The organism is Streptomyces sp. AK010 (assembly GCF_014207295.1).
In the GTDB taxonomy this organism is placed as follows: domain Bacteria; phylum Actinomycetota; class Actinomycetes; order Streptomycetales; family Streptomycetaceae; genus Streptomyces; species Streptomyces massasporeus.
Window position 1 is genome coordinate 215,789 of the sequence record NZ_JACHCX010000001.1, and the last position, 25,772, is coordinate 241,560.

Below are 25,772 nucleotides of genomic sequence, written 5' to 3' on the forward strand. Positions count from 1 at the left end.
AACACCTGTGGCGCTACCTGTGATTGGAACTGTGGTCGGAGCTCCCGCAGAGTGCGCCGCAGTCACGCGTGGGGCACGAACGGCCTGACCGCGGTGCCGAGTGCATGGTCAGGTGGTGCGGCACAGAGCGTGGTCGATGAGGTTGCGCAGTGCGTCCTCTTGACGGGCTGCGACCTGTGGGTCCGCAGAGCGGCTGTGCGCGGAGACGGTGATCGTGCGTCGGCCGTCCGTGGTTGTCGCTGCCCGGATGACATACCCGAAGCCGCTTCCTCCGTGCCCGAGGTAACCGCCGCCGCAGGACAGAGGGGTGAAGAACAGGCCCAAGCCGTCCCCGGTGCCTGCCGGGTGGCCGCTGTCCTGCGGTACCGGGACTGTGGTCCGCATGGCAGCGAGCTCGGCGGGCTTCAGCAGCCGTCCGTTGGCCAGGGCGGTGAAGAAGCGGTTGAGGTCGCGGGCCGTGCCGGTCATCGAGCCGTCTGCCCCGCTGTCGAACGGACGGTAGGGGATCGTGGTGTCGACCATCGGGCCGTCCACGGTGAACTGCTGGTAGTTGGCCGTGTGTGGATGCGGGAGGAAGGGCTTTGTGCCTGGGGTGTCGGTGGTCTGCAGGCCGAGGGGGCGCAGGATGCGGTCGTGGACCTGCTGTTCCCACGTGCGGCCGGTGATCTTCTCGATGATCATTCCGGCGAGTACATAGTTCGTGTTGGAGTACGCCCAGCGGGTGCCGGCTGGGAAGTCCGGCTTGTGGCGCATGGCCAGGGCGACCAGCTGTTCGGGCTGGTAGGCACGCCACCGGTTGGCGAAGTAGGTCTGGGCACTGGGGTCGGGAAAGACGTCGTAGATGTAGTCGGACAGGCCGCTGGTGTGCTGCAGCAGGTCGCGGACGGTGATAGTCCGGCCGTCGTTTCCGTTTCCGGACACGACCCCGGGCAGCAGTTGCTCCACCGTCTGGTCAAGGGAGATCCGCTTTTCGCCCACCAGTTGCAGCACGACGGTGGCGACGAACGTTTTGGTGGTGCTGCCCAGACGCAGGTAGCCGTCCTTCGAGACAGGGCGATGAGTGACCAGGTCTCCCACCCCAGAGCGGGCCGTGGTTATCCCGCGCGGGGTCTCCAGGCGGACCGCTACTCCGGTGACCCCGGTATCCCGCAGAGCGTCGGCGTCACTCTGCACAGACCAAGCCGTGCCGGAGGGGCGTGGCGCGGCCGAAGCCGCAACGGACGGCAGAGACGACACGGCCAGCGCGAGCACCGCAGCTGATAACCACACACGACGAAAGATCATGACCCTGAGGCTAGGAACAACAAGGGTCACCAGCCATCCGGGATACGCCCCTTGTGAACGGGTGCCAGCCGGATGGACAAGCGCACCAGGCATCCGGCCTCAGCACTGAGCTTCCACATCTGATAGCGCCCTCTGAACAGCAGAAAGGGCGCTGGATCTGACTCAGCTGCGTTGGTTCAGTGCTCTGGTCAGGTCCCGGTTGGCTTCCCTCGCGGCATCGAGATCGGATCGGGTCTCCTCCAGCGCGGAGGTCAGTTCGACGTTGTGCTGCTCCAGCCTCGTGATCTTCCGCTGGAGCTCGTCGATGTCCGCAGGGGCTCCCAGCCCCGACTCCTGCCATGCCTGAGCACCCAACGCCTGCGACAGCCGCTTCTCCAGCTGCTGAACGCGGGCCGCCAGGCGGGTGTTGCGGGCCTGAGCGTTGGCAAGGTCTGCCTGGAGCGATGCCCGGCTCACCGGCGAGCCGCCGGCCGGGTCCTGAGCTCCCGGTTCGCGTTCGGCCGCATGGACAAGTTCGAGCAGGTCGCGGTGACGATAGAGGAACGTGCGGTCCACTCCAGCTTGCCGGGCGATGGCGGAAACGCCGATCGGGGTGCCGTTCTTGGCGGCGTTCCTTATGGCGGTGGCCACTCGCTGGCGGCGACGCTCGGAGTTGGCTTGCCGGCCGTCTCGCATGGTGGGGCTCAAGGGAGTCTCCAGGGACGGACGTCGGGCATGGGCTGGGCGATGCGCGGCATGCCGAGCATGACGGTGCGGCTGCGGCGTACCACCGCGACGGCTTCCTCGATCTGGGAGCGTTCCTCGGGTGAGAGGTCGTCGAGGTCGGCCTTGACCCGGTTGATCAGGCGGCGGACCCGGCGGATCTCCTCCTCGGAGGGCACCGCTTCGCTGCGGGCCCAGTCGTCGGCCTCGAAGGCTGACATCAGCCGTTCTCGGCTGCGGAGAAGGTCATCGAGGTATCGCTCCAGGTCGGGGAGGTAGGAGATGTCGGTGCGGAAGTGGTCGCAGCCGACACAGCGGAAGCGGAGCGGGCAGCTCTGTCCGCCGGCCGCGACGTTGTGGGGCTCCAGGCAGATGCCGTAGGCCGTGGCGACCTCGCCGATGGCCCGTCGCACGTGCTCGGAGTCGAGCAGGCCCTGGGCCTTGCGCCAGACACGGGTGCCGTGCCGGTCGAACTGCAGGGCGGTGACGCGGTCGACGGCTTCGCGCCGTCGTTCTTGGTTGACGCGGTAATAGGACTGTGTGGTGGAGAGTTCGCGATGGTCCATCAAATCCTTGAGGACATCGGGCGCGATGCCGGCGTCGGCGTGCCGTTGTGCGTAGCTGTGCCGGTAGGCGTAGGGAAAGATCTTGGACTTGTCGAACGGCAGCAGCCGCGTGACGTGCTTCCCGTCGAGCTCGACGACGACCGGGATCATGATGTCGGGCAGTGCGTCGACCCACGCTCGGTGCTGGTCCCCGATCGTGCCGATGGACTTCTTCCCTTCGGGGTTGGCCACGGGGCTCGGCAGGAGTTTGAGCATGCTGGTCGGGGTGTCGGGGAACCGTTCTCGGACGCGTTTCTGCTGTTCGGTGATGATGGCGGCGGTCGCCTTGGCGATCGGCAGGCGTCGGCCGAGCCGGTAGTTCTTGTGGTTGTCGTAGAGCAGGATGAGGGAGTCGTCGGGGTCCGTGGTCAGGCAGTCCCAGGGCAGTTTGGCGATCTCGTCGGGCCGTCGTCCGGTGTCGATCAGCAGCTCGGTGGCGACACGGATCTCGCGGTAGCTGGTCTTTTCCAACAGGTCCAGGTTGTCGCAGAGTTCGCGCATCACCTCGTCCGGCAGGTCCTTGCCGGCCTCGGTGTCTTCGGGCTCGTCCGGGATGTCCTGCACGGACAGTGCGAGGCTCACGGGGAGCCCGTCGAGTATCTCGCCGTGGGCGGTCAGGCCCAGGACGCGGATCCTGTTGAGGATCTGCCGGACGGCCCGGATCACGTGGACGCGGTGGTAGGCCCCGAACACGCCGGTCTCAGTGAGGAAGGCCATCCGGGTGCAGAAGTTGTCGATGTCGGTGCGGCTGAGAAGCCGCAGCTGGTGTCCCCCGTCCTCACGCTGCAGCCGCAGGGACTCCGAGAGTCTTTCCATGCCCCGGATGGTGTTCTGCAGAGAGGAGGCGACGTGCTGGCCTCTGCGCCGCGGCAGCTCGTCGTAGGCCCAGACCTTGACCGCTTCCCGGAAGCCCTTCTGGTGGATCTTGGTGAAGTTGAGCGTGCCGCTGTGTCCGAAGACGACCAGGTCCCATATGTCCTTGAGGCGTTCGGTGTCCGGAGTCGTCCCCAGCCGGCGCAGGGCCGTCCGGGCGCCCCTGATGATCATTCCGAGGTCGTCGATCAAACCCACACGATCCAGGTCCGCGTCGTCGAGCGCTTCGAGACTCGGGATCTGGAGCAGGCGTACTCGGTCGCAGATCGTGCGGAACCGGTGGTCGCGGGTCTTCACTTCCCGGACGGTGCGGACCTGGAGACTGTAGAGGAGCTCGGCGACGAGCCGGTCGGGTAGGCCACGCAGACTGATCTCCCGGTCCACTGCCACCGCGGGCGTCGTCCGGCGCCATTTGTCCTCGTCACCGTCGAAGGTTCCGCGCTTGCGCTCGATGCCGAGCCGTGAGGCGTGCACGTCGCAGTAGAGGTTGCCTTCTCGACTGCGGGTCCGATAGCAGGACGCGACGTGGCAGGGGCCGATGGCTGGCAGCGGATGCAAGTTTGGGCGGCTGAGGAACTCTTCCATGGTCAGCTCGCTCGATCTCGCCCAGTGGTACTGGTGCGCGGGACACAGCCTGGCCGCGACCGACCGGCGTGGACGCTCGCACTGCGGCACCTCGCAGAGCTTCTGGCCGATGCTGCGGAGCCGGCCCGTTCGCCCCTGGGCGGTGAAGTCCTCCAGGGATAGCCCGGACCGCCGCCAGCGGTTCATGCAGCCGACGCATATCGGCTCACCGAGCGGGGTGCCCTTCACACATCCGGGAATCTCGCAGTCCGGCATCCCCAGCACCGGATGGCTGGTGGGATAGCGGGCAACCCGCACTTCCCAGTCCCAGCTCAGAAGGCTCAGGAAGGTGGCGTCCAGCGCGTCGATGATCTCGCTGGTCCGCAGGTCCTGCAGTTCACGGGCCAGAGGCAGAGGCGTCGTCATCAGTTCTCCTCCAGACCTCGGCGGGCCCGTGGTGAGGGGACACGTTCGATCGCCTCGCGCAGTCGGGACCGGTCGGGTATCAGATAGGGCCGCGGTGACTCCGGGTGATCCTGTCCGAGCAAGGCCTGCACCTCGTCCAGCGTGCCGCCGGCGTCCGAGACGTTGCTGCCGAACGCACGGCGGGCCATGTGCGGGCCCACCTTCCGCGACAGCCTCGCCCGTTTGCCCAGGCGCTCGAACAGCTCGCCCATCGCGTCGGGCGTCATGGGGGCGCCCAGCGGTTCACGGAACAGGTTCACCAGCAGGAAGTCGCTGCTGCCGGTTCCGAGGATCTGCTGGCGCTCGTCGATGTACTGGTCGAAGGCCTGGACGACGAGGAAGTCCACCGGCTGGCTCCACGCCTTCTTCGACTTCGACCAGGCGCCGTTGTGGTTGTCCCGGCGCCGAACGTGCAGGTGAGGGCCTTCGTAGTCGCATCCCAACGCCTTGGAGTCCGGCAGCAGATGACAGTCGCTGCGGCGAAGGCCCGCCACTTGGCCGCGGCGCAGTCCGACTCGGCCGTGCAGCAGCACGATCAGCCGGTCCCGCGCATTGCGGCACTCCAGGAACATCGCCACCAGCTCGTCGTCGGTGGCCCGGTCCACATCCGCCTCCGGCTCCTGCACCCGGTGGACGGCCCGCAGCCGGTAGGACAGGCCGGAGTCCTCTTTCTGGGCTTCCAGCGGCAGGTCCCGGCTGTCGGCCAGCTCATAGATCTGCCCGAGCACCGACCTGGGTGCCTCGCCCACCGACACGGCGTACGACAGCAGCCCGCGCACCGCGGTCAGCACCCCGTTCATCCGCCGTTCCCTCCGGGCCGGATCGGCCCCGGGCCCCAGCACCACCAGGGCCGGCTCGCCGCCCGGCGTCGACGGCGTGAACTTCAGCCAGACCATGAACAGGCCCAAGTCCCGGGCCGCTTGCGGCCACTGCCGTCCCGTCCGCCTGCACCACAGCAGGTACAGGGCCACGCCACCGGCGTACGCCTTCGTCGTCAACTCGGCACGACTCCGGCCGAACCGCAAGAACCTCAGCCACTGGTCAGCGACCGGCACCACCTGAAGGTCGTCGTCCACGACCGTCCAGTACCGCACCCCAGACGGCAACTCCACAGGAAAGGCCCTCAATGCAACTCCATGATCCGACAGTTGATGCAACAACCCGCCACAGAGCTACAACCCCCAAGAACGAGTCTCAGAAGATCAACATAGCCTCCTCCTGCAACAACACACCACGCAGGTCAGCACCCCAGAGAAGCGCGCGCTGCCCGGTGATCGGCCCGTGCCTGGACTTCGCCCTGGCGAGCGGTCAGGCCTCGGGCGTCTGGGGCGGCACCGGCGAGGACGAGCGCGACCGACTGCTCCGCACGACCAGGAACGACGCGAGAAGGAGAAGCGCCCTATGACGACTGTGAGGAGCACACTGCCCGACGACGCCCGGAAGGCCGCCTGCGAGGCACTCCAGGACACCTTGGTGGATCTGCTCGGGCTCTCGCTGGTCGGGAAGCAGGCGCACTGGAACGTCGTCGGACCACGGTTCCGGTCCATTCACCTCCAGCTCGACGAGGTGGTCACGGCGGCGCGCGACTTCGCCGACACGGTCGCGGAGCGGTCCGCGGCGCTCGGCGTCCCGCCGGACGGCCGTCCGGAGACCGTCGCCAAGGCCTTCACTCTGCCCTCCCCGCAGGAGGGCTGGGTGCGCGACTCGGACGCCGTGCAGGTGATGGTGGAGGCGCTGCAGGAGGCGGCGGGCCGGCTGCGCGAGCGCATCGACGCGACCGAGAAGGCCGACCCGGTCACCCAGGACCTGCTGATCACCATCACCGCGGAGCTGGAGAAGCAGCGGTGGATGTTCGACGCCGAGAACTTCCCCCGCTGACCCGCGCGGCGACGGCACAGAGCATCCGACGGACGTACGGAAGGGGCAGGCGATGACCGACGCCCTCGAACTCGACGCGCTGTGGGAGGACTTCCACCGCGTGGTGAACATGACCTCGCAGGAACTCGCGGCCTGGCTACGGGTCCGCGACGCCGACGAGACTACCGAGCCACTGCCGGACCAGGCGGGCTCCGCCACCGGACAGCACGTCCTGGCCATCCTCCAGAAGCGGCGCACCGACCTGACCGAGGACGACCTGCGCGTGATGCGGAAGGTCGTGGAGACGGTCACCGACCAGGTGGACCTGGAGAACGAGCCCGAGCCCGAGGTGACGGCGGAGGACACCCGCCGCCGGCACCGGCTGATGACGGTCGGGCACGACCCGCTGCGGGGATAGGCCCGTGGGCCGCGAGGAGCGCGTCGTACGGGAACTCGTCGGCGCGCACGGCCGGACGTACGCCGAGGAGGCGGGCATCGCGCTGAAGGACACCCCGCAGCCGCTGTACCGGCTGCTGGTGCTGTCCCATCTGCTCAGTGCCCGCATCCGCGGTTCGATCGCGCTGGCCACCGCCCGTGCCCTGCACGAGGCGGGGCTGCGCGATCCGCGGCGTATGGCGCAGGCCTCCTGGCAGGAACGAGTGGACGCGCTGGGCCGGGGCGGCTACCGCCGCTACGACGAGCGGACGGCGACCCAGCTCGGGGAAGCCGCCGAGCAGCTGAACGACCGGTGGGGCGGCGACCTGCGGCGACTGCGCCGGGAGGCGGGCGGCGAGGTGCCCGAACTGCGCCGCCTGCTCCAGGAGTTCCCCGGCATGGGCCCGGCCGGCGCCGGCATCTTCCTGCGCGAGGCGCAGAGCGTCTGGCCGGAGGCGGCCCCCTGCCTGGACGCCAAGGCCCTCCAGGGCGCCGAGCGGCTGGATCTGCCCAAGGACCCCGGGCGCCTCACCGAACCGGCCGGGGACACCGACCCGGCCGTGTTCGCCGCCGCGCTGGTACGGGCGGCGGTGGACGCGGAGGTCGTACGGGACACGCTCGGCCGCGCCGGGTGAACGGCCCGGACAGCTGAACGGCCCCGACAGCCGAGCAGCCGGCCTTTACCGAAACAGCCGGGCCCCGCCCGGGCAACCGACCCTCGACCGAGCAGCCGGGCCTCACCCGGCCAACCGGTCCTCACCCGAGCAACCATCCCCCGTCCACGGTCAGTTCGACCGCGTTCACCGACCGGTTCCGCAGCAGGAAGTCCACCGCGTCCACCACGTCGGCCATCGCGGCGAGCCGCCCCGTGGGGGTCTCGGTGCGCAGCGTGGCGAGGACCCTCTCCGGCTTGGCCTGCCAGTAAGGGCTGTCCCCCACGACACCGGGATGCACGACGTTGACCCGAACGGGAGCGAGCTCCACGGCGAGGGAGTTCATCAGGCCGCGCACCCCCGCGTTGACCGTCGCCACCGTCGTCGCGCCCGGGTAGGGGCGTTCCTTGGCCTGGCCGCCGAAGAGCACGATGGCGCTGTCGTCGTGCAGCCGGCCGCGCAGCGTGTGCACGACCTCCGTGTAGCCGACGAGTTTGAGGGTGACCAGCCGCAGGGCGGCGTCGATGTCGTACTCGGTGACCTTGTTGTCGTCGCGCGAGACGGCCGCGATGACCAGGTGGTCGACACGCCCCATGCCGGCCAGGGCCGCCGCGATCTCCAGCGGCCTTTCCAGGTCGACGGCGAGTCCACGCGCGCCCACCTCCTTCGCGACCACGTCGGCGCGCTGGGCGTCGCGGCTGGTGAGCACCACGTCGTCCCCGCGCTCGGCACATGTACGGGCGAATTCGAGCCCGATCCCGGACGTTCCGCCGACGACGAGCACACTGCTCATGACTTCTCCTCCAGTGCCGCGCGCAGGTAGTCCCAGTCCCGCGTGAACCGGTACGAGTGCCGTGACGGCGGTTGCGGCGCCTGCGTCTCCAGCCAGCGCAGGGGTCCCCGCCCCGCGTTGACGAAGCCGTGCACGCACCCGGCGCCCGCCCAGGCCAGGTCGCCGGGCTCCAGCCGGTACCGCTCGCCGTCGAGGGTGGCCTCAGCGACTCCCTCCAGGATCAGATACGTCTCCTCGAAGGGGTGGTCGTGGGTGCCGATGATCCCGTCGGACGCGTACTGCACCATGAACATCGTCGAGGCGACCGCGCCCAGGTCGCCGTCGATCATCATCTTCACCGTGATCCCGCTGTAGACCAGCAGCGCGGTCCGCATGCTCGCCGTGGCCGCCAGCAGGTCCTGTGACTGCTTGCCCGGGTCCATCTGGGCCGGCTCGAAGTGGCCGAAGACACGGGTGCGCGGGTCGCGGACGTCGATCCGGGCCGGCTCGCGCGCGGGCAGATCCGGCACGGCCTGGGTGTCGTGTCCGTAGCGGGCCCGCGGCACGGGGGCCAGCATGTCCGCCCAGCGTCCGCCGGTGCTCCCGGCCCCGCGCCAGGCGTGCGGAACGCCGGTCGGCAGCAGTCCGTGGTCACCCTCCTCCAGCAGGTACGAGCCGTCCGGCAGGTCGAGGACCACCGCCCCGTCGAGGACGAAGAAGGTCTCCTCGTGCGAGTGCACATGGGCGGGCACCCGGCCGTCGGGCCGCAGTTCGCACAGCCCGAAGCCGGTGTGGACGCTGCCGTCGTCCTCGCCGACCAGCGCCCTGCGCCGGTGACCGTGCCCGTCGTACGGGGGCTCGGGCAGGCCGGCGGCGTGGCGCACCAGGTGGCCGATGACGTCGGCGGGTGTGGCCGGCGCCGCGATCTTCAGTCCGGGGACGGTCAGGGCCCAGTTCTCGGTCGCCTGGGAGTGCTGGGCGCCGAAGCCGAGTCCGCCGCCGTTGGCGGTGCGCACGACGAGGGGCACGGTCACCTGGCCGCCGGTCATGTAGCGGACCTTGGGGATCTCGTTGGCGAGGTAGTCCCAGCAGCAGGCCAGGAAGTCGGAGAACATGATCTCGGCGACGGGCCGCATCCCGGTCATGGCGGCGCCCATCGCCACGCCCACGATGGCCTGTTCGGAGATGGGCGTGTCCCACACCCGCTCGGGTCCGAACTCCTTCAGCAGGCCCGTGGTCGTCTTGAACACCCCGCCGGCCGCGGCGATGTCCTCCCCGAGGCAGACCACCGACGCGTCCCGCCGCATCTCGCGGGCGATGCCCTCGGCGACCGCGTCCCGGTAGGTGATCACGTCCGCCATGCGGCACCTCCGTCGGCCCACACGTCCGTCAGTGCCGCGCGCGGATCGGGTGGCGGCGCCGCCTTCGCCGCCTCCACGGCCCGTTCCACGACGGCCCGGGCCCGCTCGTCGGCCTCGGCGACCGTCTCCTCGCCCACGCCCAGCTCGGCCAGGCGCCCCCGTGCGAGGTCCAACGGGTCGTGCTTCAGGCAGCGTTCGACCTCCTCGGCCGGGCGGTAGGCCGCCGGGTCGGCGCGGCTGTGTCCGAAGTGGCGGTAGGTCTCCGCCTCCAGCACGGCGGGCCCGTCCCCGGCCCGGGCCCGTCGCGCGAGCCGCCCCACGGCCTCCTCGACCGCCACGACGTCGTTGCCGTCGACGACCTCGCCCGGGATGCCGTGGGCGGGGGCCCGGTCGGCTGCGGGGCGGGGCACGGCCGTGACGTCGGCGATCGGCGTGTACTCCATGTACAGGTTGTTCTCGCACACGAACAGCACCGGCAGCCTCCACACGGCGGCCAGGTTGAGGGACTCGTGGAAGGCGCCGATGTTGGTCGCGCCGTCGCCGAAGAAGGCGACCGCGAGCTGCTCGGTGCCGCGCAGCCGGGCCGACCAGGCCGCACCCACCGCCATCGGGAGGTGCGAGCCGACGATGGCGTACGAACCGAGCATGCCGGTGGCCGCCTTGGTCAGGTGCATGGAGCCGCCCTTGGCCCCGCACAGCCCGGTCGCCCGGCTCATCAGCTCGGCGAGGCACTCCTCGGGTGTGGCGCCCCGGGCGAGGGCATGGTGGTGGCCCCTGTAGGTGGCGAACACATAGTCGTCCGGGCGCAGGGAGGCGCTCGCCCCGACGGCGATCGCCTCCTGCCCGGCGGCCAGGTGCGTGGTGCCTTTCACGAGGCCCTGGAGGAACAGGTCGTGGGCGGCCTTCTCCGTCCGGCGGATGACGTTCATCCGCTCGTACCGGTCGAGGAGCGCGCCGGCGTCCATCAGCTGTCCCCGTGGGTCGTCCGCGGGGCGTTCCCGGTGTGCGCGTGTGAGCGCTCCCCGGTGTCCGCCCGCGCGCGGTCCCCGGTGTTGAGGTGGGACTGCGCCTCGCGGCGGGTGTTCAGCTCGCCGCCCACCGTCCAGTACTTGCGCCCGGCCACCAGCAGTTCCTCGGCGGGGAACTTGGTGATGACCTCGCAGCCGTCGGCGGTGACGACGAGTTCCTCCTCGATCCGGGCGGCGGACCAGCCGTCGGCGGCCGGCCAGTACGTCTCCAGGGCGAACACCATGCCCTCTTCGAGTACTTCGGGGTGGTCCAGGGAGAGCAGCCGGCTGAAGATCGGCTTCTCCCAGATCGACAGGCCGACGCCATGGCCGTACTGGAGGGCGAAGGCGGCGGTCTCGTCGGCGAAGCCGAACTCCTCGGCGCGCGGCCAGACCCGCACGATGTCGGCGGTGGTGGCGCCCGGCCGGACCAGCGCGATCGCCTCGTCCATGTACTCCCGGCAGCGCACGTACGCGTCCCGCTGCGCCCGCGAGGCGCTGCCCACGGCGAACGTGCGGTAGTAGCAGGTGCGGTAGCCGAGATGGCTGTGCAGGATGTCGAAGAAGGCCGGGTCGCCGGGGCGGATCAACCGGTCGCTGTAGACATGCGGATGCGGCGAACAGCGCTCGCCCGAGATGGCGTTGACGCCCTCGACGTACTCGCTGCCGAGGTCGTACAGCACCTTGCTGACCACGCCGACGCACTCGTTCTCGCGCACGCCCGGGCGCAGGTACCCGTACAGCTCCTCGTAGGCCGCGTCGACCATGGCGCACGCCTGGGTGAGCAGGCCGATCTCGTCACCGGTCTTGATGCGGCGGGCCTCCAGGAAGACCTGCTGCCCGTCGACGACGTCGATGCCCTCGGCGCGCAGCGCGGCGAGGACCGGCATCTCGGCGACGTCGACGCCGAGGGGTTCGCCCGCGAGCCCGTGGTCGCGCAGATCGGTGGCGATCTTGGCGGCCACGTCCTCGGCGATCCCGGCGTCCGGGTGGAAGGCGCCGCGCAGGGTGGAGATGCCGGCCCGGGCGCCGGTGGGCGGGCCGCCCTTGCCGTCGCTGTAGTCGAGCCACGGGTTGTACAGCTGGTGGTGGCGGGCGGCGGAGCCGAAGTCCCAGACGACCGGTTCGCCGTCGCGCACCAGCAGGGCGTAGCGGATCAGCTTGTCCATCGCCCAGGTGCCGATGTGGGTGGCCGTCATGTAGCGGATGTTGGCGAAGTCGAAGCTGAGCACCGCGCCGAGCTCGGACCGGTTCAGGGACTCGTGCAGCCGGGCCAGCCGCTGCCCGCGCAGCCGGTCCAGGTCGATGCGCTCTTCCCAGTCGACGGCGTTGGGTCCATATGTGCGGATCGCCATGGCGACCACCCCCACTTCGGAGTGAACGCCCGTGTGCGATGGGTGTCAAGTGTCACTGAACATCGCCGGACACGAACCAGACGCCCACAGCCGGTACCTCTCCATCGTTGCGGTATCGGTGGGGAGTCGTCGACTCGAAGCAGACGGAGTCGCCCGCCCGCAGCGTGTACTCCTCGAAACCGAGGGTGAGGACCAGCTCACCGGAGGTCAGATAGCCGTATTCGGTCCCGGCGTGGCGCATCAGCCCGCCGGAGCCGGAGGACGAGCCGCCGGGCCGGTACGTCACCAGCAAGAAGCCGGCTTCCGCGCCCGGCACCCGCCCGAGACGCTCCCACACGACCCCCGAGTCCAGCTCCAGCGTCTCGCGCCCGGCCGAGCCGACCAGGGGCCCGATCCGCCGCCCCGGATCGGCGGCGAAGGCGGCGAGGGCGTGCGGCACGGTGGCGGGAGGCGTCCCGGGCGGGCTCGCGGCGGGGCCCTCGCGGGCGTCGAAGAGCGACTCCACGGAGATCCCCAGCGCCGTGGTGATCGCGTACAGCGTGCTGACGGACGGCTGGCTCTTGCCGGTCTCGATCTGCGACACGAGACTCGCCGACACGCCGATCTCCCGGGCCAGCGCGCGCAGACTCGTACCGCGCTCCAAGCGCGCCTGCCGGATGCGCGCGCCGACGGGCGGCACGACGGCGATCGACACAGTCGGCTCCTCTGCTCTGCTCTGCTCTGCTCTGCTCTGCTCCGGAAGAGTGTGCAGTTTCATTGAACAGCGCACGCACGTCCCGGCGCCAGGATTCGCTCGGCGCGGTCGCCCGGCTCCTGCCGCCGGCGGCCCCGAACGGGAGCACCGGCAGCACCCGGCGGCACTCACTCGAACGGTCCGGCGCCGGTGGTGGGCGGTCGGCGGCGGTGGTGCGCTGAGGGCACGCGCCACGCTCTCAGGAGGCACTCCCGATGACCCCTCGTCCGACCCGGCTCGTCCGCGCCCTCTCCTCCACTTTGGCGGCAGGCACGCTGCTCTCCACCGCCGCCTGCTCGGACGACGGCGGCACGGACGGTTCGCGCGTCTCCGGCGTCACCGCGTCCCAGGTCGCCGAGGTGCGGCAGACCCCCTCCCCCACCGCCGCCCTCTCCACGAGCGGCGCCCGGACCGCGCTGATCACCGAGGCGGACATCGAGGACGACTGGACGCAGGTCAAGGACACGGAAGCCGAGAGCTGGCACGACAGCCTCCTCGTCGGCACGGTCGACGTGTCCGACTTCGTGTCCGGCAAGGCCCAGGCGTCCGACTGCCAGCGGCTCATCGACTCCCTGTACGACGACGATCTGCTGGGCCGGCCGTCGGGCGCGTCCGCGTTGCGCGGCTTCGAGCAGGGCGACTCCCGCCTGCTGTACCAGGTCGCCTCCTATGACCGGACCGATCTGCAGGACTCCCTGAACTGGATGGCGACGCTGCCGGAGAAGTGCGACCAGTTCACCGTGACCGATGGCGAGGAGAAGCGCACCGTCCAGGTCATCGAGACCTCGGTGCCCAAGGTGGGCGATGCCCGGCAGGGCCTGCGCGTGACGGTGCAGGGCTCGGTCGACGGCAACGACGCCACGCTGACCTTGAACGTCGCCGCCGTACGGGTCGGCGACGATGCGATCACCGTCACGGCGGGCGGGCTCGACGGGGGCGAGGACGACTCCATGAAGCAGGCGGCGCAACAGGGCACCCAGCGGCTGCAGGACGTCCTGGCAGGGAAGTCGCCCGCCGCGAGCCCCACCGACTAGACCGTCCGGCACGGCAGGCAGCTCTCTCCCGCTCGCCGGCCCCGCCTCAACCGCCGTACCCGCTCCGCCGATTCCCGGGACAGCGTGATCATCGGAGCGGCACAATGGCGGCGGCGACCGGCCTCGGTCGTGCGTGCGAGGAGAGGACGAGTCGTGAGTGATGGCCACACCCCTTCGGGAGGGTCGGCGAGGCTGAACACCGGTGTGGCGCACAACGCGCGCGTGTGGAACTACTGGATCGGCGGCAAGGACAACTACGAGGTCGACCAGCAGGTCGGCGAGCACGTCGCCGGCATGTTCCCGATCATCCGGGACATCGCCCGCGCGGACCGCGACTTCCTCGGCCGGGCCGTGTCGTTCCTCGCCGGTGAGCGCCGGGTGCGGCAGTTCCTCGACATCGGCACGGGACTGCCGACGGCGGACAACACCCACGAGATCGCCCAGCGGATCGCGCCCGACTCGCGCATCGTCTACGTCGACAACGACCCGATCGTCCTGGTGCACGCCCGTACCCTGCTCACCGGCACCCACGACGGCGTCACCGCCTACATCGACGCCGATGTGCACGACCCGGACGCCATCCTCGAACGGGCCGGGCACACCCTCGACTTCACCCGGCCCGTCGCCGTGATGATGCTGGGCATCCTCAACTTCGTCCTGGACGTCGACAAGGCCCGGGACATCGTGCGCCGGGTGATGGCCGCGGCACCGTCCGGCAGCTTCCTGGTCCTCACCCACCCGACCTTCGACGACGAGCTCGGCGGCGCGGGCCAGATCCCGGCCATGAAGTTCTGGAACGAGAACGCCACTCCCCCGATCACGGCCCGCAGCGGCGCCGACATCGCCGCGTTCTTCGAGGGCCTCGAGGTGCTCGAACCGGGCATGGTGTCGTGCGGGCAGTGGCGCGCCGAGCCCGGCTCGGCGGTGCTGGTACCGCAGTACGGCGCGGTGGCCGTGAAGCCCTGACGGCGCCGCCTTCGCCGGAGAACAACCCGGACAACCGCGGAGGACACATGACCACCCTGGCCGATCCCGTGCCCGGCGGCCGCCCCGGCGACGTCGAGCGGGCCACCGCGCTGAGCGGCGAACTCGCCGGGCGGGGTGTGCACGGCGTCGTGCTGGCCTACGTCGACACCGCGGGCATCGGCCGGGTGAAGACCGTCCCGACGGCCCGGCTCGCCGCCGCGGCGGCCTGGGGCGTCGGCATGTCACCGGTGTTCGACACGTTCCTGGCGAACGACTCCCGCCGGAGATCGCCGAGGCCGCGGGCGGGACCGCGTACGAGGTCGTACGGCTGGAGGGCGTCGCGGAGGCGGTGCGGGCCGCGGGGGTCGAACCGGACGCCTACGCGGACGCCTTCCACGCGGCCGCGCTGGCCGCCGTGCGGCGGCCCGGCGTGGTGGCCGTGAAGTCGGTGGCGGCCTACCGCACCGGCTTCGACCTGGACCCGGCCCGCCCCTCGCAGGCGCAGGTCACCGAAGCGGCCCGGCGCTGGCTTTCCGGGGGCGGACGCCTCGACGACCCGGTCCTCGTGCGGCACCTGATGTGGACCGCCGTCGACCTCGGTCTGCCGCTCCAGCTGCACACCGGTTTCGGCGACAACGACATCCGGCTGCACCGCGTCGACCCCACCCACCTCACCGACTGGCTGCACCTCACCGCCCAGACGATCCCCGTCCTGCTCCTGCACTGCTGGCCCTACCAGCGACAGGCGGCCTACCTCGCCGCGGTCTTCGAGCGGGTGTACCTCGACGTCGGACTCACCCTGCACCACGTCGGCCCCGCCCGGGCCGGTGCGGTCCTCGCGGAGGCCCTGGAGATCACACCGTTCCGCAAACTGCTGTACAGCTCCGACGCCTACGGTGTGGCCGAGTTCTACCACCTCGGGGCGCTCGCCTTCCGGCAAGGCCTCGCGGAACTGCTCCAGGAGCGCGTGGACGCCGACGAACTGCCCCTGCCGGACGCGCTGCGGATCGCGCGGTGGACCGGGCGGGACAACGCCCTGCGGGTCTACCGGCTGGAGGCCGACGGGCCGGAGGGCGATTGAACAGGCGTGTGGCCGGTCACAGTTCTCCTGGAGCGGCTACCCAGGAAGTCCGAACGGCTGAAAGTATGATCAAGCAATGTCTGACATGACCGAAACCACGCCCGGCTGGCTGTCCTCCGACGAGCTGGAGATGGCACGCGCCCGCATGCCGATCCTCTACGTCGAGGCCGTCCCGGTCCGCGTCGACGACAGCGGCGAGGTGACCAGCGTCGGCCTGCTGCTGCGCATCGGCCCCGACGGTACGGTCAGCCGGACGCTGGTCTCCGGCCGCGTGCTGCACCACGAGCGCGTCCGCGACGCCCTCCTGCGCCACCTGGAGAAGGACCTCGGCCCGGTCGCGCTGCCCCGCGTCCCGGCGTCGCTCCAGCCGTTCACGGTCGCGGAGTACTTCCCGACGCAGGGCATCACCGCCTACCACGACCCGCGCCAGCACGCGGTGTCCCTGGCCTACATCGTGCCGGTGACGGGCGACTGCCGGCCCCGGCAGGACGCGCTCGACCTGGTGTGGTTCAGCCCCCAGGACGCCGTCTCGGAGGCGGTGCAGAGCGAGATGCCGGGCGGGCACGGGGTGCTGCTGAAGCAGGCGCTGGCGCATGCGGGCTGCGCGATCTGAGGCCTAAGCTCTTTCACGTGACCGACCTCCGGCCCGGAGGTGTTCGTGATGGAGGCGGATCAGGACCCGTTCCCGGGGCAGCCGCATCTGCCCGAGCTGCATGCGCGCCTGCGTACGGAGCTGAGCCGGATCGACGAGCAGCTGCGCGCCCTGCTGGACGCGACGGACCGGATGCAGGGCCTGCTGGACGCCGTGGTGGCCATCAGCCGCGAGGTGGAGCTGCCCGCGGTGCTGCACCGCATCGTGACCACAGCCATGGACCTGGTCGGCGCACGGTACGGCGCCCTCACCCTGCAGGCGTTCAACGCCTCCGCCTCGCTGACCGCGCTTCTGCTCGGGGCGGCCGTGGGGGAACGCGCCCAGACCGAGCGGGAGATCGCGCAGGCCTGCCGACAGCTCACCGAGATGGCGACCAGGATCGCCACCAGCGACGGCCGGCCGGCGCTCCCCGTCCGTAGAAATGATCAAGAGGCCGTATCCGTGGAATCCGATACGGCCTCTGAGTGACTGCCTCACAGTCGGGACGACAGGATTTGAACCTGCGACCCCTTGACCCCCAGTCAAGTGCGCTACCAAGCTGCGCCACGTCCCGATGCCCGTCTGACCTGGGAGTTCCCCCGGCCGAACGCGCAGGGAAACAATACCGCACTCACACCGGTGATCGCGCATCCCTTTCCGGGTGGCACCGCTTGACCTCAAGCTTGATTGAGGTTGCACGCTCGTCGTCATGACCGACGCGACACAGACGTACACGTACACGCATGCCGACCTGGCGGGCCTGATGGGCCTGATGACCGGCGACGAGAAGCACGGCCCGGCCGCGACGTCCACGCTGGACGTGTTGTGGGTGCTGTACGACCGGGTGCTGCGGGTGAGCCCGGAGGGCAGGGACGACCCCGGGCGGGACCGGTTCCTGCTGTCGAAGGGGCACGGGCCGATGGCGTACTACGCCGTGCTGGCCGCCAAGGGGTTCCTGCCGGTGGAGTGGCTGCCGGGCTTCGGCTCGTACGACTCCCCGCTCGGCCACCATCCCGACCGGACGCTCGTGCCGGGGGCCGAGATCGGCAGCGGATCGCTGGGGCACGGGCTGCCGATCGCCGTCGGTACGGCGCTGGGGCTGCGCGCCCAGGGGCTCCACGAGCCGCGGGTGTGGACGCTGGTCGGGGACGCGGAGCTGGACGAGGGCAGCAACCACGAGGCGATCGCCTTCGCCGGGCCCGCCGGTCTCGACCGGCTGCACGCCGTCGTCGTCGACAACTCGTCCGCCACCTACGCCCGCCCCGGCGGGATCGCCGCCCGTTTCGAGGCGGCGGGCTGGTCCGCACTGACCGTCGACGGCCGTGACCACGAGGCCCTGTACGCCGCCTTCACCGCGCCGCACCCGGGCCGCCCGCACGTGGTCGTGGCCCGGGTCGAGCCGAAGTCCGCCTGATTTCCGCTACCGAGGAGTCTCCCTTCCATGGACACCATGCGTGACCGTTTCGCCCCTGTCGTCTCCCGGCTGCTCGACGAGGATCCCCGGGTGGCGGTGGTCCTCGCCGCGATCGGCACGGACGGCTTCGCCGGGGCCGCCCGCCGCCATCCCGGGCGGGTCGTCGACGTCGGCATCCGGGAGCAGCTCCTGATCGGGGCGGCGGCGGGGCTGGCGCTGACCGGGCTGCGGCCCGTCGTGCACACCTTCGCCAGCTTCCTCGTGGAGCGGCCCTTCGAGCAGGTGAAGCTGGACCTCGGGCACCAGGAGGCGGGCGCGGTGCTGGTGAGCGCCGCCGCCTCCTTCGACTGGCCGGCCGGCGGCTACACGCACATGGCGCCGGGCGACGTGGCGCTGCTCGACACTCTGGACGGCTGGACCGTCCATGTGCCGGGGCACCCGGACGAGGCCGAGACGCTGCTGCGGCACGCGGTCGCCGCGGGCGACGACAAGGTGTACGTACGGCTGTCCGTCCAGGCCGACGGGCAGGCGCTGCCGGTCGACGGCCGGCGCTTCCGTACGGTCCGCGAGGGACGCTCCGGCGTGGTCGTCGCCGTCGGGCCGATGCTCCACGCCGTACTCGCCGCCACCGAGGGGCTGGACGTCACCGTCCTGTACGCGACCACCGTCCGCCCCTTCGACGGCGCCGCCCTGCGACGGGCCGCCGAGTCGGCCGGGACGGACATCGTCCTCGTGGAGCCCTACCTGGCGGGCACGTCGACGGCCGCCGCGAACGACGCGCTGTCAGATGTGCCGCACCGGGTCCTCGGGCTGGGTGTGGGCCGTCGCGAACTGCGGCGGTACGGGCGGCTTGAGGAGCATGTCGCCGCCCACGGCCTCGACGCCCGGTCGCTGCGGGAGCGCATCTCGGCGTTCCTCGGGGCGGCGGTCGGCCGGGTGAGATCAGGAGGGTGTCACTGCGCGGGCAGGCCGAGCCGGGGGTGAGCCTCCAGGAGCCGGGTCGGGGCCGCCTGGCGCCAGGAGTCGGCGAGGATGTCCCGCAGCTCGCCCTCGTCCTCGATGGCCTTGAGCCGGGCCCGCACCCAGGCGAACTGGGACTCGTGGTCGGCGATCCAGAACTTCCCCGGCTCGGCGAGCACCAGTTCGTTGCGCTCCTCCTTGGGGCAGCGCACGGCGATGGAGGTCTCGTCCTCCGGCAGCGTGGCGAACATCTTTCCCGCGACCCGGAACGTGGGCATGCTCCAGGCGATCTTCTCCGTCGTGTCCGGCAGGGACAAGGCGATCCGTCGTACGTCTTCGGCATCCGGCATGGCAGGCACCGTATCGGCTCCCACCGACAATCACCTGGTGGGAGTGGCTACCGGTACGTGCTTGTAGTAGATCGTCGTCGGCCGCAGCACGCCGCCGGGGTCGGCCGCGTAGTCCGGGATGGCGCCGAGGGGGGTCCAGCCGCTGGACCGGTACAGATGCTCGGCGGGGCTGCCGGTCTCGGTGTCCAGGTGCAGGAGGGTGATGCCGGCCGCCTCGGCCGCGGCCTCCGCCGTGGCCAGGAGCCCGCGGCCGAGGCCGCGCCCACGGGCCTCCGGCGCCACCATCAGCTTCACGAGTTCGGCGCGGTGACGGCTGTTGGCCTTGTCGGCAAAGGCCAGGCTGACGGTGCCGAGCACCCGCTCCCCGCCGCACGCGACCCACACGGCGAGCCGGCCGGCGGCGACGTCGGCGGCCCGGCCCTCCCACCAGGCCAGGGCCTCCGCCCGGCCGAGCGGGGCGAGGAAGCCGACGGAGGCACCACCGTTCACGGTGCCGGCCAGAAGGTCCGCCAACTGCGGCGTCTTTCGCAGCAGTTGAGCCTCGTCCAGTCGGTTCACGGCCGCACCACCGCCAGCAGGTAGCGGACGCCCTCGGGGTCCGCGCACCGGAACCGGGTCGGGCCCCACACCCGCATCCGCAGGCAGTCCCCCGCGTCCAGACGGTGCTCGGTGTCCTGCGCGGTCACCTCCAGGGCGCCTTCCAGGATCCAGATGTGCTGCTCCAGTCCGGCCACGGGCGGACGGTCGTAGGCGAGGTCGGCGCCGGGTGCGAGACGGGCCTCGACGAGTTCGCCGCGCAGGGCGGCGTGCGGGGGTGACACGGACCGGCGTACGAAGCCGGAGGTGCGGTCCTGCCACACGGGCTGGGCGGCGGAGCGGACGACGGTCTCCGGTTCGGCCTCGACCTCGCTGAGCAGCTGGGACATGGTGCGCCCGTAGACGGCACACAGGCGGTTCAGGAGGGAGGCCGTGGGGCTGATCTCCGCCCGCTCGGCCCGGGACAGGGTGGACCGGCTCACCCCGCTGCGGTCGGCCAACTCACCCAGGGACCAGTCGTGTTCGGCCCGCAGCTCGGCCAGGCGCGCACCCAGCCGGGCGTCCATGGGGTCCGCCTCGTCGTCATGTCTCATGTCCGGGACACTATCCCGGATATGAGACGAGGGGGTTACGGGACGCTCACAGCCGGGCCGCCGCGCCGAGCGCGTCCAGCACGGGGCGGATCAGGGGGTGCTCCTCGGCTCCCCGGCGGACGGCGGCGAAGACCCGGCGGGTGGGGGGTGTTCCGTCGACGGGGCGTACGACCACCCCGGTGAGGTCCATGCCGCGCAGGGCCGAGCGCGGCACCAGGGCGACGCCCGCGTCGGCCGAGGCGAGGGCGACGACCGCGCGGAAGTCGTCCGAGGAGTGCTCCATACGGGGCTGGAAACCGGCGTTCTCGCAGGCCAGGATCACCACGTCATGGCAGGGGTTGCCGGGGTACTGGCCGATCCACGGGTCCTTGGCCAGGTCGGCGAGGGGCACCTCGGCCGCATCGGCCAGGCGGTGGGTGACGGGGACGACCGCGTCGAAGGGTTCGGCGTACAGCGGTACGTGGGCCAGTCGCGGGTCGTCGGCGGGCGGGGCCCCGCGGTACTCGACGGCGACGGCGACATCGACCTGCCGGTCCAGCACCATCGGCAGGCTGGCGTCACCCTCGGCGTCCTGGACGCGGATGCGGATCCCGGGCGCCGTGCGCGCGAGAGCGGCCACGGCGGGCGCGACGACCAGGGCGATGCCGGTGGCGAAGGAGGCGACCGTGACGGTGCCGGCCGATCCCGAGCTGTACGCGGCGAGCTCGGCCTCGGCACGCTCCAGCTGGGCGAGGACCGCGTTGGTGTGGTTGAGCAGGATCTCGCCGGCGGGGGTGAGTCGTACCCCCTTGGCGCCGCGCTCGACGAGCCGGTGGCCGGTCTCCTGCTCCAGGGCGGCGAGCTGCTGGGACACGGCCGACGGCGTGAGATACAGCGCGGCGGCAGCCGCCGTCACCGTACGGTGGTCGGCCACCGCCCGGAGGATGTGGAGCCGCCGCGCTTCGATCATGCGATCGATTGTCTCAAATGCACTCTGTGCTGCTCGTCAGCCCTCCAGTTCGGTCCGTGCCGCCACGAAGGCGTCGACCGCGCGGTTGACGTCGTCCGTGGAGTGCGCTGCCGACAGCTGGACGCGGATCCGGGCCTGGCCCTGCGGCACCACCGGGTACGAGAAGCCGATGACGTAGACGCCGCGCTCCAGCAGCAGCTCGGCCATGCGCCCGGCGACCGCCGCGTCGCCGATCATCACCGGGGCGATGGCGTGGTCGCCGGGGAGGACGTCGAAGCCCTCCTCGGTCATCCGGCCGCGGAACAGGGCCGTGTTCTCGGCCAGCCGGACGCGCAGGTCGTCCGCGGCCTCCAGCAGGTCGAGGACCTTCAGGGAGGCCGCCGCGATGACCGGGGCGAGGGTGTTGGAGAACAGGTACGGCCGGGAGCGCTGGCGCAGCAGGGCGACGATCTCGGCGCGGGCGGCGACGTAGCCGCCGGAGGCGCCGCCGAGGGCCTTGCCGAGGGTGCCGGTGATGATGTCGACGCGGTCCATGACGCCGTGCAGCTCGGGCGTGCCGCGGCCGCCGGGGCCGACGAAGCCGACGGCATGGGAGTCGTCGACCATGACCATCGCGTCGTAGCGGTCGGCGAGGTCGCAGATCTCGCGCAGCGGGGCGACGTAGCCGTCCATGGAGAAGACGCCGTCGGTGACGATCAGGCGGCGGCGCGCGTCGGAGGCCTCCTTGAGCCGGGCCTCCAGCTCGGCCAGGTCACGGTTGGCGTAGCGCAGGCGGCGGGCCTTGGACAGGCGGATGCCGTCGATGATGGAGGCGTGGTTGAGGGCGTCGGAGATGACCGCGTCCTCCGGGCCGAGCAGCGTCTCGAACACGCCGCCGTTGGCGTCGAAGCACGAGGAGTAGAGGATCGTGTCCTCCTGGCCCAGGAAGGCCGACAGGCGCGCCTCCAGCTCCTTGTGCACCTCCTGGGTGCCGCAGATGAAGCGGACGGAGGCCATGCCGTAGCCCCAGCGGTCCAGGGCCTCGTGGGCGGCGGCGACGACCTCGGGGTGGTCGGCGAGGCCGAGGTAGTTGTTGGCGCAGAAGTTCAGGACCTCGCCGGGACGGCCGCCCGCGGTGACGTTGACGGTGGCGGACTGCGGACTGCCGATCACCCGCTCGGGCTTGTGCAGGCCGGCGGCGCGGATCTCGTCGAGGGTGGCACGCAGGTCGTCGCGCACGGAGTCGAACATGAGGGGAAGCTCCTAAGGTGCTCGCGGAGAAGGGGGGTTACGCGGTCCAGTCGAGGATGACCTTGCCGCCGCGGCCGCTCGCCGCGTCCTCGAACGCCGCCTCGAAGTCGCGGTGGCCGTAGCGGCCGGTGATGACGGGCGCGAGGTCCAGGCCGGCCTCCAGCAGGACCGACATGCCGTACCAGGTCTCGAACATCTCGCGGCCGTAGATGCCCTTGATGGTGATCATCGAGGTGACGACGCGGGCCCAGTCGACGGGGAACTCCTGCGCGGGCAGGCCGAGCATCGCGATCCGGCCACCGTGCGTCATGTTGGCGATCATGTCGCGCATGGCCTCGGGGCGGCCGGACATCTCCAGGCCGATGTCGAAGCCCTCGCGCAGTCCGAGCGTGCGCTGCCCGTCGGCGATGGTGGAGCCGGAGACGTCGAGCGCGAGGCTGACACCGATCTTGCGGGCCAGCTCCAGCCGCTCCGGGCTGACGTCGGTGATCACGACGTTGCGGGCGCCGGCGTGCCTGGCCACGGCGGCGGCCATCAGGCCGATGGGTCCCGCGCCGGTGATCAGGACGTCCTCGCCGACGAGCGGGAAGGACAGCGCGGTGTGCACGGCGTTGCCGAACGGGTCGAAGATCGCGGCCACGTCGAGGTCGACGGGCACCCGGTGCACCCAGACGTTGGCGGCGGGCAGGGCGACGTACTCGGCGAACGCCCCGTCCCGGCCCACCCCGAGCCCGATGGTCGCCCGGCACAGGTGCCGGCGCCCGGCCAGGCAGTTGCGGCACTTGCCGCACACCAGGTGGCCCTCGCCGCTGACGCGGTCGCCGATCGCGATGTCGGTGACGTCCCGTCCGGTCTCGACGACCTCGCCGACGAACTCGTGTCCGAGCACGAGCGGAGTGCTGATCGCCTGCTGGGCCCAGCCGTCCCAGGCCCGGATGTGCAGGTCGGTGCCGCAGATTCCGGTGCGCAGCACCTTGATGAGTACGTCGCCGGGCCCGACGATGGGCTCGGGGACGTTTACGAGCCACAGCCCGGGTTCCGCCTTCTGCTTGACCAGCGCCTTCACCGCTACGGCTCCTGGGGGTACGTCCCGGCTCCGGGTATGCCGAAGGAACCCCTGGACCGGGAGAGGAGTGGGATCGCACTGAAATCTGCCGTACGGCGGGCGCGCCGGTCCATCGAGGATTTCTTAAGCGCCGCCGCAGCTTTCCTTCACGCCCCGGGGGCCCGCGCGAAACCCGGGTTTCAGTAGGGCGGCAGGCCGTCCCGGCTCTCCAGCTCCACGGCGAGCTGCGCGGCGTGTTCCTTGATCGCCGTCAGGCCCGGTTTCCCCCACGGCCGCGGCTCGACGTCGGCGACGCTGATGGTGCCCAGCACCAGGCCCGTGCCGTCGATGAGCGGTGCCCCCAGATAGGAGCGGATGCCGAACTCGTCGACCACCGGATTGCCCGCGAACCGCGGATAGTCGCCGACGTCCTCCAGGGCGAGGGCCTTGCGGCGCGCCACCACATGGGGGCAGAAGCCGTGGTCGCGGGGCAGGGCACGGCTGAGGCGCGGGCTGGTGCCGTCGCTGCGCACCACCGGCGCCACGGCCGGCACGTGCAGGCCCGCGTAGAACTGCCCCTGCTCGTCGGGGAGGTTGACCATGGCGTACGGCGCACCGGTGAGTTCGGCGAGGCGGTGCGCGAAGGAGTCCAGTGCGGGGTCGGGGCGCTCCCCCAGGCCCAGTCTGCGCAGGCGGCGGGTGCGGGCGGGGGCCTCCTTGTCCTCGGGTGTGAGCAGCAGACGACCGGCCGGGCGTGGCGGGTCGTAGGTCATGGGCATGCTCCTGGTTTGTGAACTCGCGTCATATCTCGCGTCATATAGGGCCTCCGTGGCGGGTGTGAGGGGGTCACGTGTGGGCGCCGTACCCGGTCGCGGGGGCCGGGGTGTGGGCGATGAGGTGGCGCACCAGGGTCAGCAGGGTCTGGACCCCGGAGCTGGAGATCCGGGCGTCGCAGCAGACGACGGGCACGTCGTCCGACAGGTCCAGGGCACCGCGCACCTCCTCGGGGTCGTAGCGGTAGGCGCCGTCGAACTCGTTGACGGCGATGATGAAGCCGAGGCCGCGCTGTTCGAAGAAGTCGACGGCGGCGAAGCACTCCTGCAGCCGACGGGTGTCGGCGAGGATGACCGCGCCGAGCGCGCCCTCGCACAACTCGTCCCACATGAACCAGAACCGCTCCTGCCCGGGTGTGCCGAACAGGTACAGCACGTGTTGCGGGTCGAGGGTGATGCGGCCGAAGTCCATGGCCACGGTCGTCTCGACCTTGTTCTCGATGCCGTCGAGGTTGTCGGTCGCGGCACTGACGGTGGTGAGCAGTTCCTCCGTGCTGAGCGGCGCGATCTCGCTGACCGCGCCGACGAAGGTCGTCTTGCCCACGCCGAACCCGCCCGCCACCAGGATCTTCAGCGCGGTGGGGAACGGGTCGGCGCCGCGGCCCGGTCCGTCGGTGTAGTCAGAGCTGTCGTCGTAGTCCATCGAGCACTGCCTCCAGAAGGGCCCGGTCCGTCGGGGTGTGGTGGAACGCGGGGGGCTTGGTGGTCAACGCCCCGCAGTCGACGAGGTCCGCCAGCAGCACCTTGGTGACGGCCACCGGCAGCGTGAGATGGGCGGCGACCTCGGCGACGGCGACGGGCACCCGGCACCGTTCGAGCGCCTGCGCGTGCTCGGGGCCGAGATAGCCGAGGGGGGTCGCCCCGGTGGCCATCACCTGCGAGACGAGGTCGAGCGCGACGGTCGGACGGGTGCGGCCGTTGCTGACCGTGAACGGCCGCACCAGCCGCCCGGCCGCGTCGTCGAGCCAGGGCCCGTCACCGGCCGCCGTCACGCTCAAGGCCTCATCGCCGGGGATTCGACGGACTGCCGGGGAGCGGTCACCAGGTAGGGGCGGACGCTCTTGACCAGCATCGCCATCTCGTAGCCCAGCACGGCCGCGTCGGCCTCGCGGCCTGCGAGCACGGCGAGGCAGGTGCCGGAGCCGGCGGTGGTGACGAACAGCAGGGTCGAGGCGAGTTCGACGACGACCTGCCGCACGTCGCCGCCGTCGCCGAAGCGGACACCGGCGCTGCGGCCGAGGGAGTACAGGCCGGAGGCCAGGGCGGCCATGTGGTCGGCGCTGTCCGGGTCGAGACCGTGCACGGACTTCACGAGCCCGTCGCAGGACAGCAGCACCGCGGCGGTCGTGTGCGGTACGCGCTGCACGAGGCCGCTCATCAGCCAGTCGAGATCGGATACATGGGCGGTCGGCGCATCGCTCGCCATGGTGGATCGACTCCTTGGGGTACGAAGGTCTGCGGGAGCGCTGGGGGTGGGGGTGGA

At 71.1% G+C, this 25,772-nt stretch carries 29 protein-coding genes, 1 tRNA gene and 2 pseudogenes; 12 read left to right on the top strand and 20 right to left on the bottom strand.

The window, feature by feature from the left end; translation table 11 throughout:
- Nucleotides 1–108 precede the first annotated feature (108 nt).
- The 4 genes from HDC93_RS01005 to HDC93_RS01020 all read right to left on the bottom strand — a co-directional run bounded on the left by HDC93_RS01005 (nt 109) and on the right by HDC93_RS01020 (nt 5,569).
- The gene (locus HDC93_RS01005) at nt 109–1,284 is read right to left on the bottom strand and encodes a serine hydrolase (RefSeq protein WP_185006213.1); all 1,176 of its coding nucleotides are present in this window, start codon (nt 1,282–1,284) and stop codon (nt 109–111) included.
- Nucleotides 1,285–1,446: 162 nt separating this feature from the next.
- Entirely contained in the window at nt 1,447–1,971 is a 525-nt protein-coding gene (locus tag HDC93_RS01010) for a DUF6262 family protein (protein WP_260419343.1), read from the bottom strand.
- Nucleotides 1,968–4,454: a tyrosine-type recombinase/integrase gene (locus HDC93_RS37715; RefSeq protein ID WP_221516101.1), complete on the bottom strand. Its 2,487-nt coding sequence runs from the start codon at nt 4,452–4,454 to the stop codon at nt 1,968–1,970. Before HDC93_RS37715 ends, HDC93_RS01010 begins: the two co-directional genes overlap by 4 nt.
- Nucleotides 4,454–5,569, bottom strand: coding sequence for a site-specific integrase (locus tag HDC93_RS01020; protein ID WP_311774459.1), 1,116 nt, complete (start codon nt 5,567–5,569; stop codon nt 4,454–4,456). The genes HDC93_RS37715 and HDC93_RS01020 overlap by 1 nt, the downstream gene beginning before the upstream one ends.
- A 50-nt stretch (nt 5,570–5,619) precedes the next feature.
- On the opposite strand from HDC93_RS01020, the gene HDC93_RS39205 reads away from it, so the two are divergent.
- Genes HDC93_RS39205 through HDC93_RS01040 form a run of 4 tightly spaced genes read left to right on the top strand, consistent with a single transcriptional unit; the run spans nt 5,620 to nt 7,420 of the window.
- Nucleotides 5,620–5,898 (top strand): WhiB family transcriptional regulator, encoded by a 279-nt coding sequence (locus tag HDC93_RS39205; protein ID WP_185006216.1) that lies wholly within the window; start codon nt 5,620–5,622, stop codon nt 5,896–5,898.
- Entirely contained in the window at nt 5,895–6,371 is a 477-nt protein-coding gene (locus HDC93_RS01030) for a Dps family protein (protein WP_185006218.1), read from the top strand. The genes HDC93_RS39205 and HDC93_RS01030 overlap by 4 nt, the downstream gene beginning before the upstream one ends.
- A gap of 52 nt (nt 6,372–6,423) precedes the next feature.
- On the top strand, nt 6,424–6,768 hold the full coding sequence (locus HDC93_RS01035) for a DUF3140 domain-containing protein (protein WP_097222104.1): 345 nt from the start codon (nt 6,424–6,426) through the stop codon (nt 6,766–6,768).
- A gap of 4 nt (nt 6,769–6,772) precedes the next feature.
- Nucleotides 6,773–7,420, top strand: a complete 648-nt coding sequence (locus HDC93_RS01040) for an endonuclease (RefSeq protein WP_185006220.1) — start codon at nt 6,773–6,775, stop codon at nt 7,418–7,420.
- Between the two features lie 121 nt (nt 7,421–7,541).
- On the opposite strand, the gene HDC93_RS01045 is transcribed toward HDC93_RS01040, so the two are convergent.
- Genes HDC93_RS01045 through HDC93_RS01065 form a run of 5 tightly spaced genes read right to left on the bottom strand, consistent with a single transcriptional unit; the run spans nt 7,542 to nt 12,627 of the window.
- Nucleotides 7,542–8,231, bottom strand: coding sequence for an SDR family oxidoreductase (locus HDC93_RS01045; RefSeq protein WP_185006222.1), 690 nt, complete (start codon nt 8,229–8,231; stop codon nt 7,542–7,544).
- A complete protein-coding gene (locus tag HDC93_RS01050; RefSeq protein WP_260419344.1) occupies nt 8,228–9,571 on the bottom strand; it encodes a cupin domain-containing protein in 1,344 nt (447 codons plus the stop codon). The genes HDC93_RS01045 and HDC93_RS01050 overlap by 4 nt, the downstream gene beginning before the upstream one ends.
- On the bottom strand, nt 9,559–10,536 hold the full coding sequence (locus HDC93_RS01055) for a thiamine pyrophosphate-dependent dehydrogenase E1 component subunit alpha (RefSeq protein ID WP_185006225.1): 978 nt from the start codon (nt 10,534–10,536) through the stop codon (nt 9,559–9,561). Before HDC93_RS01055 ends, HDC93_RS01050 begins: the two co-directional genes overlap by 13 nt.
- Complete coding sequence (locus HDC93_RS01060; protein ID WP_260419345.1) at nt 10,536–11,933, bottom strand: Xaa-Pro peptidase family protein; 1,398 nt, start codon at nt 11,931–11,933, stop codon at nt 10,536–10,538. The genes HDC93_RS01055 and HDC93_RS01060 overlap by 1 nt, the downstream gene beginning before the upstream one ends.
- Before the next feature lie 52 nt (nt 11,934–11,985).
- A complete protein-coding gene (locus HDC93_RS01065; protein WP_185006227.1) occupies nt 11,986–12,627 on the bottom strand; it encodes a helix-turn-helix domain-containing protein in 642 nt (213 codons plus the stop codon).
- A 254-nt stretch (nt 12,628–12,881) separates the two neighbouring features.
- Between HDC93_RS01065 and HDC93_RS01070 the strand changes: the two genes are divergently transcribed.
- The 6 genes and pseudogenes from HDC93_RS01070 to HDC93_RS39560 all read left to right on the top strand — a co-directional run bounded on the left by HDC93_RS01070 (nt 12,882) and on the right by HDC93_RS39560 (nt 16,867).
- Entirely contained in the window at nt 12,882–13,700 is an 819-nt protein-coding gene (locus tag HDC93_RS01070; protein WP_185006229.1) for a hypothetical protein, read from the top strand.
- A gap of 153 nt (nt 13,701–13,853) precedes the next feature.
- The gene (locus HDC93_RS01075; RefSeq protein ID WP_185006231.1) at nt 13,854–14,666 is read left to right on the top strand and encodes an SAM-dependent methyltransferase; all 813 of its coding nucleotides are present in this window, start codon (nt 13,854–13,856) and stop codon (nt 14,664–14,666) included.
- A 47-nt stretch (nt 14,667–14,713) separates the two neighbouring features.
- Nucleotides 14,714–14,944 (top strand): annotated as a pseudogene (locus HDC93_RS01080) (glutamine synthetase); the annotation flags it as partial.
- Nucleotides 14,944–15,747: pseudogene (locus tag HDC93_RS01085) on the top strand (amidohydrolase family protein); the annotation flags it as partial. The pseudogenes HDC93_RS01080 and HDC93_RS01085, both read left to right, overlap by 1 nt.
- 76 nt (nt 15,748–15,823) lie before the next feature.
- A complete protein-coding gene (locus HDC93_RS01090; protein ID WP_185006233.1) occupies nt 15,824–16,360 on the top strand; it encodes an NUDIX hydrolase family protein in 537 nt (178 codons plus the stop codon).
- A 48-nt stretch (nt 16,361–16,408) separates the two neighbouring features.
- Nucleotides 16,409–16,867 (top strand): hypothetical protein, encoded by a 459-nt coding sequence (locus HDC93_RS39560; RefSeq protein ID WP_185006983.1) that lies wholly within the window; start codon nt 16,409–16,411, stop codon nt 16,865–16,867.
- 11 nt (nt 16,868–16,878) lie between these two features.
- On the opposite strand, the gene HDC93_RS01100 is transcribed toward HDC93_RS39560, so the two are convergent.
- Nucleotides 16,879–16,952 (bottom strand) — tRNA-Pro (locus HDC93_RS01100).
- A gap of 135 nt (nt 16,953–17,087) precedes the next feature.
- On the opposite strand from HDC93_RS01100, the gene HDC93_RS01105 reads away from it, so the two are divergent.
- Both HDC93_RS01105 and HDC93_RS01110 read left to right on the top strand, forming a co-directional pair.
- On the top strand, nt 17,088–17,792 hold the full coding sequence (locus HDC93_RS01105; RefSeq protein ID WP_185006234.1) for a transketolase: 705 nt from the start codon (nt 17,088–17,090) through the stop codon (nt 17,790–17,792).
- 27 nt (nt 17,793–17,819) lie between these two features.
- Entirely contained in the window at nt 17,820–18,776 is a 957-nt protein-coding gene (locus tag HDC93_RS01110) for a transketolase family protein (protein ID WP_185006235.1), read from the top strand.
- Here HDC93_RS01110 and HDC93_RS01115 read toward each other — a convergent pair.
- The 10 genes from HDC93_RS01115 to HDC93_RS01160 all read right to left on the bottom strand — a co-directional run bounded on the left by HDC93_RS01115 (nt 18,746) and on the right by HDC93_RS01160 (nt 25,715).
- Entirely contained in the window at nt 18,746–19,102 is a 357-nt protein-coding gene (locus HDC93_RS01115; RefSeq protein WP_185006236.1) for an MmcQ/YjbR family DNA-binding protein, read from the bottom strand. The genes HDC93_RS01110 and HDC93_RS01115 overlap by 31 nt on opposite strands.
- Before the next feature lie 30 nt (nt 19,103–19,132).
- Nucleotides 19,133–19,660, bottom strand: a complete 528-nt coding sequence (locus HDC93_RS01120) for a GNAT family N-acetyltransferase (protein ID WP_185006237.1) — start codon at nt 19,658–19,660, stop codon at nt 19,133–19,135.
- Nucleotides 19,657–20,232: a helix-turn-helix domain-containing protein gene (locus HDC93_RS01125; protein WP_185006238.1), complete on the bottom strand. Its 576-nt coding sequence runs from the start codon at nt 20,230–20,232 to the stop codon at nt 19,657–19,659. The genes HDC93_RS01120 and HDC93_RS01125 overlap by 4 nt, the downstream gene beginning before the upstream one ends.
- Before the next feature lie 46 nt (nt 20,233–20,278).
- Entirely contained in the window at nt 20,279–21,181 is a 903-nt protein-coding gene (locus HDC93_RS01130; protein ID WP_185006239.1) for a LysR family transcriptional regulator, read from the bottom strand.
- 36 nt (nt 21,182–21,217) lie between these two features.
- Entirely contained in the window at nt 21,218–22,411 is a 1,194-nt protein-coding gene (locus HDC93_RS01135; protein WP_185006241.1) for a glycine C-acetyltransferase, read from the bottom strand.
- Between the two features lie 37 nt (nt 22,412–22,448).
- Entirely contained in the window at nt 22,449–23,477 is a 1,029-nt protein-coding gene (tdh, locus tag HDC93_RS01140) for an L-threonine 3-dehydrogenase (RefSeq protein ID WP_185006242.1), read from the bottom strand.
- Between the two features lie 179 nt (nt 23,478–23,656).
- Nucleotides 23,657–24,229 (bottom strand): GAF domain-containing protein, encoded by a 573-nt coding sequence (locus HDC93_RS01145; RefSeq protein ID WP_185006244.1) that lies wholly within the window; start codon nt 24,227–24,229, stop codon nt 23,657–23,659.
- Between the two features lie 73 nt (nt 24,230–24,302).
- Complete coding sequence (locus HDC93_RS01150; protein ID WP_185006246.1) at nt 24,303–24,932, bottom strand: ATP/GTP-binding protein; 630 nt, start codon at nt 24,930–24,932, stop codon at nt 24,303–24,305.
- Nucleotides 24,910–25,281 (bottom strand): DUF742 domain-containing protein, encoded by a 372-nt coding sequence (locus tag HDC93_RS01155; protein ID WP_185006915.1) that lies wholly within the window; start codon nt 25,279–25,281, stop codon nt 24,910–24,912. Before HDC93_RS01155 ends, HDC93_RS01150 begins: the two co-directional genes overlap by 23 nt.
- Nucleotides 25,282–25,283: 2 nt before the next feature.
- Nucleotides 25,284–25,715 carry a roadblock/LC7 domain-containing protein gene (locus HDC93_RS01160; protein ID WP_030840841.1) on the bottom strand — a complete coding sequence of 144 codons (432 nt, stop codon included), beginning with the start codon at nt 25,713–25,715 and terminating at the stop codon, nt 25,284–25,286.
- Nucleotides 25,716–25,772 lie beyond the last annotated feature (57 nt).

Excerpts from the sequence above, each read along its gene's own strand:
- HDC93_RS01050 (WP_260419344.1), bottom strand. The coding sequence starts at position 9,571 with ATGGCGGACGTGATCACCTACCGGGACGCGGTCGCCGAGGGCATCGCC.
- HDC93_RS01005 (WP_185006213.1), bottom strand. The coding sequence starts at position 1,284 with ATGATCTTTCGTCGTGTGTGGTTATCAGCTGCGGTGCTCGCGCTGGCC.
- HDC93_RS01060 (WP_260419345.1), bottom strand. The coding sequence starts at position 11,933 with ATGGCGATCCGCACATATGGACCCAACGCCGTCGACTGGGAAGAGCGC.
- HDC93_RS37715 (WP_221516101.1), bottom strand. The coding sequence starts at position 4,454 with ATGACGACGCCTCTGCCTCTGGCCCGTGAACTGCAGGACCTGCGGACC.
- HDC93_RS01130 (WP_185006239.1), bottom strand. The coding sequence starts at position 21,181 with ATGATCGAAGCGCGGCGGCTCCACATCCTCCGGGCGGTGGCCGACCAC.
- HDC93_RS01045 (WP_185006222.1), bottom strand. The coding sequence starts at position 8,231 with ATGAGCAGTGTGCTCGTCGTCGGCGGAACGTCCGGGATCGGGCTCGAA.
- HDC93_RS01035 (WP_097222104.1), top strand. The coding sequence starts at position 6,424 with ATGACCGACGCCCTCGAACTCGACGCGCTGTGGGAGGACTTCCACCGC.
- HDC93_RS39205 (WP_185006216.1), top strand. The coding sequence starts at position 5,620 with ATGCAACTCCATGATCCGACAGTTGATGCAACAACCCGCCACAGAGCT.
- HDC93_RS01110 (WP_185006235.1), top strand. The coding sequence starts at position 17,820 with ATGGACACCATGCGTGACCGTTTCGCCCCTGTCGTCTCCCGGCTGCTC.
- HDC93_RS01135 (WP_185006241.1), bottom strand. The coding sequence starts at position 22,411 with ATGTTCGACTCCGTGCGCGACGACCTGCGTGCCACCCTCGACGAGATC.
- HDC93_RS39560 (WP_185006983.1), top strand. The coding sequence starts at position 16,409 with ATGGAGGCGGATCAGGACCCGTTCCCGGGGCAGCCGCATCTGCCCGAG.
- HDC93_RS01090 (WP_185006233.1), top strand. The coding sequence starts at position 15,824 with ATGTCTGACATGACCGAAACCACGCCCGGCTGGCTGTCCTCCGACGAG.
- HDC93_RS01145 (WP_185006244.1), bottom strand. The coding sequence starts at position 24,229 with ATGACCTACGACCCGCCACGCCCGGCCGGTCGTCTGCTGCTCACACCC.
- HDC93_RS01160 (WP_030840841.1), bottom strand. The coding sequence starts at position 25,715 with ATGGCGAGCGATGCGCCGACCGCCCATGTATCCGATCTCGACTGGCTG.
- HDC93_RS01115 (WP_185006236.1), bottom strand. The coding sequence starts at position 19,102 with ATGCCGGATGCCGAAGACGTACGACGGATCGCCTTGTCCCTGCCGGAC.
- HDC93_RS01070 (WP_185006229.1), top strand. The coding sequence starts at position 12,882 with ATGACCCCTCGTCCGACCCGGCTCGTCCGCGCCCTCTCCTCCACTTTG.
- HDC93_RS01030 (WP_185006218.1), top strand. The coding sequence starts at position 5,895 with ATGACGACTGTGAGGAGCACACTGCCCGACGACGCCCGGAAGGCCGCC.
- HDC93_RS01150 (WP_185006246.1), bottom strand. The coding sequence starts at position 24,932 with ATGGACTACGACGACAGCTCTGACTACACCGACGGACCGGGCCGCGGC.
- HDC93_RS01125 (WP_185006238.1), bottom strand. The coding sequence starts at position 20,232 with ATGAGACATGACGACGAGGCGGACCCCATGGACGCCCGGCTGGGTGCG.
- HDC93_RS01105 (WP_185006234.1), top strand. The coding sequence starts at position 17,088 with ATGACCGACGCGACACAGACGTACACGTACACGCATGCCGACCTGGCG.
- HDC93_RS01055 (WP_185006225.1), bottom strand. The coding sequence starts at position 10,536 with ATGGACGCCGGCGCGCTCCTCGACCGGTACGAGCGGATGAACGTCATC.